Below are 3,911 nucleotides of genomic sequence, written 5' to 3' on the forward strand. Positions count from 1 at the left end.
TTTCTCGGTAAGGCGGATCAACTCCTGTCGTTCGCTGGCGTTTAGCGACCTGAGCATTGCCATGCAGGCGTTGCGATAGCCGGCTTTTTGATCGCCGACCACCTGCACGCCCTTTGCCGTGGCGGTAAGGGCTACCGTCCGGCGGTTCTCTTCCGGCCTGCGGCGCTCGACCAGTCCCTTGCGCACAAGCCTGTCGATGGCCGAGGACATGGTCGTCGGCGCGACATCGAGATAGCGGGCGACGTCCGCCGCCCCGCATCCGGCATTGTCGCAGATGAAGACCAGCGTCTGAGCGTCGAGCGCGTTAAGTGCGTTCTCCGCCGCCGCAACGGCTTCGGCTACCTTGAACCGGCGCGTGAAGCGTTCGAAGGCAATGGTAAGCTGCTCAACCTGTTCTTGCGTCGGCTCAGTCATCGCTCCAAGAAAGCATGCCACAGGCATGGATGCCAAGCGATGCGCGGCGATACCGCCTGGCCGCGTCCACATAACGCAAAACCCAGCCCGGTATTTGAAAATGGCCGGGTAGCTTGCCATATAGGGAAAATTCGGGCATAAGCCCCGCATAGCCGGGACGGGACGACTGGATGGTTCCGAGGCGGCGCTAGGACATAAAGCGGACCCTTGCCACTTGCGTGGATTAAGAATCGGTTTTATGTAGACAAGACAGACACGCGACGCGTGGAGCTGGGAAGCCGGCTTTACGCGTCTGATTTGCGTGGGTGAAATAGCGGCGCTGATTCGCACCGCATGGAGCCCAGGCGGCACGTCCCGGCCAGCGGGATCATCCAGGAGGCCCGGCCAACGGGTCTTGAAAAACAGGCGGCACATGGCTTCGAAAACCACTAATCCCTTCACCTTTCTCCAGCAGGTTCGCGCGGAGACGGCCAAGGTGACATGGCCTTCGCGGCGCGAAACCATGATCTCGACCGTGATGGTCCTGGTGTTCGCGGTGATCGCGATGCTCTTCTTCTTCGCAGCCGACATTCTGATGGGCTATGCGATCGAGTGGATCCTGGGTCTCGGGCATTAATTCGGCGGTTTACGGAGAGGTCGGGAAATGACTGCGCGCTGGTATATCGTCCACGCCTATTCGAACTTCGAGAAGAAGGTCGCCGAGGACATTGAGAACAAGGCCAAGCAGAAGGGCCTGGCCGGCGAGATCGAGCAGATCGTGGTGCCGACCGAGAAGGTCGTCGAGATCCGCCGTGGCCGCAAGGTCGATGCAGAGCGCAAGTTCTTCCCGGGCTATGTGCTCCTGAAGGCCAACCTGACGGACGCCGTGTTCTCGCTGGTCAAGAACACGCCGAAGGTCACCGGCTTCCTGGGCGATTCCAAGCCGGTGCCGATCACCGAGACCGAGGCGCAGCGCATCCTGAACCAGGTCCAGGAAGGCGTCGAGCGGCCGAAGCCCTCGGTCACCTTCGAGATCGGCGAGGCGATCCGCGTCTCGGATGGTCCATTCGCGTCGTTCAACGGCGTCGTCCAGGAAGTGGACGAGGAGCGGGCCCGCCTCAAGGTGGAAGTTTCGATCTTCGGGCGCGCCGTGCCCGTCGATCTGGAATTCGGACAGGTCGAAAAGGGCTGATCCGGTTAGCCGCGCCGCAAGGCGTCGGCACAACCCGCGCCGCAAGGCGTCGGGATCCGCGCCGTAAGGCGTCGGGGCGGTCGCTTAAGGCGCCGCATGAACGGGTGGGAGGCGAAGACGGCATAGCCGGCCGTCGGAACCGCACCACCAGACTGCAACCGCCGGTGTCCCGCTAATGGGCCGGCATGAGAAAAGGCAGGAATAGAGATGGCTAAGAAAGTTGCAGGCCAGCTCAAGCTCCAGGTTGCCGCGGGCTCGGCCACGCCGTCGCCCCCGATCGGCCCGGCGCTTGGTCAGCGCGGCATCAACATCATGGAATTCTGCAAGGCGTTCAACGCGCAGACGCAGGAGCTCGAGAAGGGGTCGCCGATCCCGGTCGTCATCACCTACTACCAGGACAAGTCGTTCACCTTCGTCATGAAGACGCCGCCGGTGAGCTACTTCCTGAAGAAGGCCGCCAACCTGAAGTCGGGCTCCAAGGAGCCGGGCAAGACCAAGGTCGGCACGATCAGCCGCGACAAGGTGCGCGCGATCGCCGAGCAGAAGATGAAGGACCTGAACGCAAACGACGTCGAGGCGGCCATGCGCATGGTCGAGGGCTCCGCCCGCTCGATGGGCCTGGAAGTGGTGGGCTAAGATCATGGCAAAGATTGCAAAGCGTGTTGCTGCGAGTCGCGAAGGCATCGATCCGAACAAGGCTTATGCGCTCTCCGAGGCGCTGCAGCTGCTCAAGGACCGGTCCAAGGTGAAGTTCGACGAGACCGTCGAGGTCTCGATGAATCTCGGTGTCGATCCGCGCCATGCCGACCAGATGGTCCGCGGCGTGGTCAACCTGCCGAACGGCACCGGCCGTTCCGTGCGTGTCGCCGTGTTCGCCCGTGGCGACAAGGCTGAGGAAGCAAAGGCCGCCGGTGCTGATATCGTTGGCGCCGAGGATCTGGTCGACATCGTCCAGAAGGGCACGATCGATTTCGATCGCTGCATCGCCACGCCGGACATGATGCCGCTGGTCGGCCGTCTGGGTAAGGTGCTCGGCCCGCGTGGCATGATGCCGAACCCGAAGGTCGGCACCGTGACCACCGACGTGGCTGCGGCCGTCAAGGCTTCGAAGGGCGGCGCCGTCGAGTTCCGCGTCGAGAAGGCCGGCATCGTCCAGGCCGGCGTCGGCAAGGTTTCGTTCGACGTCAAGGCGCTGGAAGAGAATGTCCGCGCCTTCGCCGATGCGGTGAACAGGGCCAAGCCGGCCGGCGCCAAGGGCAACTACGTCAAGAAGGTGTCGGTCACCTCGACGATGGGCCCGGGCCTGAAGCTCGACATCGCGACGCTCGCCGCGTCGTAAGTGTCGTCGGGTCGGCCCTGAGTCGACCCATGGAGAATTCCGGACCGCCGATCCGTCGGCGGCCCGGTAACCCGGGAGCCGAAAGGTTTCCGGATATCCTGTCCGAGATTGCAGGCGGCCCAACAGCCTTAATTCATGTGGGCCTGCATGAGACGGGTGAAGACCCGACAAAGGAGCGAAAGCTCCAATGAAAGGTTCGAACCGTGTTTGCCTTTTGTCAGCGCATCGCCGGCTTGCCGTCGGTGTGGCGAAAGGGGGCAGGATCCTCGAGCGTCGTTCGGGAGATCCGTTTTTGGATGGCCCGGCCGGCAAAAGGCAACCCGACTTCTGACCTCGAAAATGAGGCAGTGGTCAACTGGAGATAGGCAGTGGACAGAGCGGAAAAGCGCGAACTCGTCACGGGCCTGAATGATGCGTTCTCGAACGCGGGTTCAGTCGTCGTGGCCCACTACGCCGGTATCACCGTGGCGCAAATGAACGACCTTCGGTCGAAGATGCGCGCCGCCGGCGGCACCGTCAAAGTCGCGAAGAACCGTCTCGCCAAGATCGCTCTTCAGGGCACGGACTCCGCATCGATCATCGATCTGTTCAAGGGACAGACGCTGGTCGCTTATTCGGAGGATCCGATTGCGGCGCCGAAGGTCGCGTCCGAATTCGCCAAAGGGAATGACAAGCTGATCATTCTCGGCGGCGCGATGGGCTCGACCTCGCTCAACGCCGATGGTGTCAAGGCACTCGCCACGATGCCGTCGCTCGACGAGCTGCGCGCCAAGCTGGTTGGCATGATCGCTACGCCGGCAACCCGGATCGCCCAGATCGTCAATGCGCCCGCGGCTTCGGTCGCGCGTGTCATCGGCGCTTACGCCCGGAAGGACGAGGCGGCATGAGGCCGTTCCTCGCTGTCAACAACACACGTTCGAACCAATTGAAGGAATATCAAAATGGCTGATCTCGCGAAGATCGTAGACGACCTTTCGAGCCTGACCG

General features: G+C 62.4%; 6 protein-coding genes. 5 read left to right on the forward strand and 1 reads right to left on the reverse strand.

From position 1 onward, the window contains the following. Positions 1 to 414: MarR family transcriptional regulator (locus EOA24_RS29880; protein ID WP_127410374.1), on the reverse strand; the 414-nt coding region annotated here is incomplete at its 3' end. A 412-nt stretch (positions 415 to 826) separates the two neighbouring features. Here EOA24_RS29880 and secE point away from each other — a divergent pair. From secE to rplJ, 5 genes are all read left to right on the forward strand, one after another. Further along, the gene (gene secE / locus EOA24_RS29885) at positions 827 to 1,030 is read left to right on the forward strand and encodes a preprotein translocase subunit SecE (protein WP_027170383.1); all 204 of its coding nucleotides are present in this window, start codon (positions 827 to 829) and stop codon (positions 1,028 to 1,030) included. 27 nt (positions 1,031 to 1,057) lie between these two features. Continuing rightward, positions 1,058 to 1,585, forward strand: coding sequence for a transcription termination/antitermination protein NusG (nusG, locus tag EOA24_RS29890; RefSeq protein ID WP_095818149.1), 528 nt, complete (start codon positions 1,058 to 1,060; stop codon positions 1,583 to 1,585). A 207-nt stretch (positions 1,586 to 1,792) separates the two neighbouring features. Next, positions 1,793 to 2,221 (forward strand): 50S ribosomal protein L11, encoded by a 429-nt coding sequence (gene rplK, locus EOA24_RS29895; protein WP_042642146.1) that lies wholly within the window; start codon positions 1,793 to 1,795, stop codon positions 2,219 to 2,221. Positions 2,222 to 2,225: 4 nt separating this feature from the next. After that, positions 2,226 to 2,924 carry a 50S ribosomal protein L1 gene (gene rplA / locus EOA24_RS29900; protein ID WP_126082809.1) on the forward strand — a complete coding sequence of 233 codons (699 nt, stop codon included), beginning with the start codon at positions 2,226 to 2,228 and terminating at the stop codon, positions 2,922 to 2,924. A gap of 368 nt (positions 2,925 to 3,292) precedes the next feature. After that, a complete protein-coding gene (rplJ, locus tag EOA24_RS29905; protein ID WP_126061036.1) occupies positions 3,293 to 3,811 on the forward strand; it encodes a 50S ribosomal protein L10 in 519 nt (172 codons plus the stop codon). Positions 3,812 to 3,911: the final 100 nt, after the last annotated feature.

It is taken from the genome of Mesorhizobium sp. M2A.F.Ca.ET.039.01.1.1 (assembly GCF_003998035.1).
GTDB lineage: Bacteria > Pseudomonadota > Alphaproteobacteria > Rhizobiales > Rhizobiaceae > Mesorhizobium.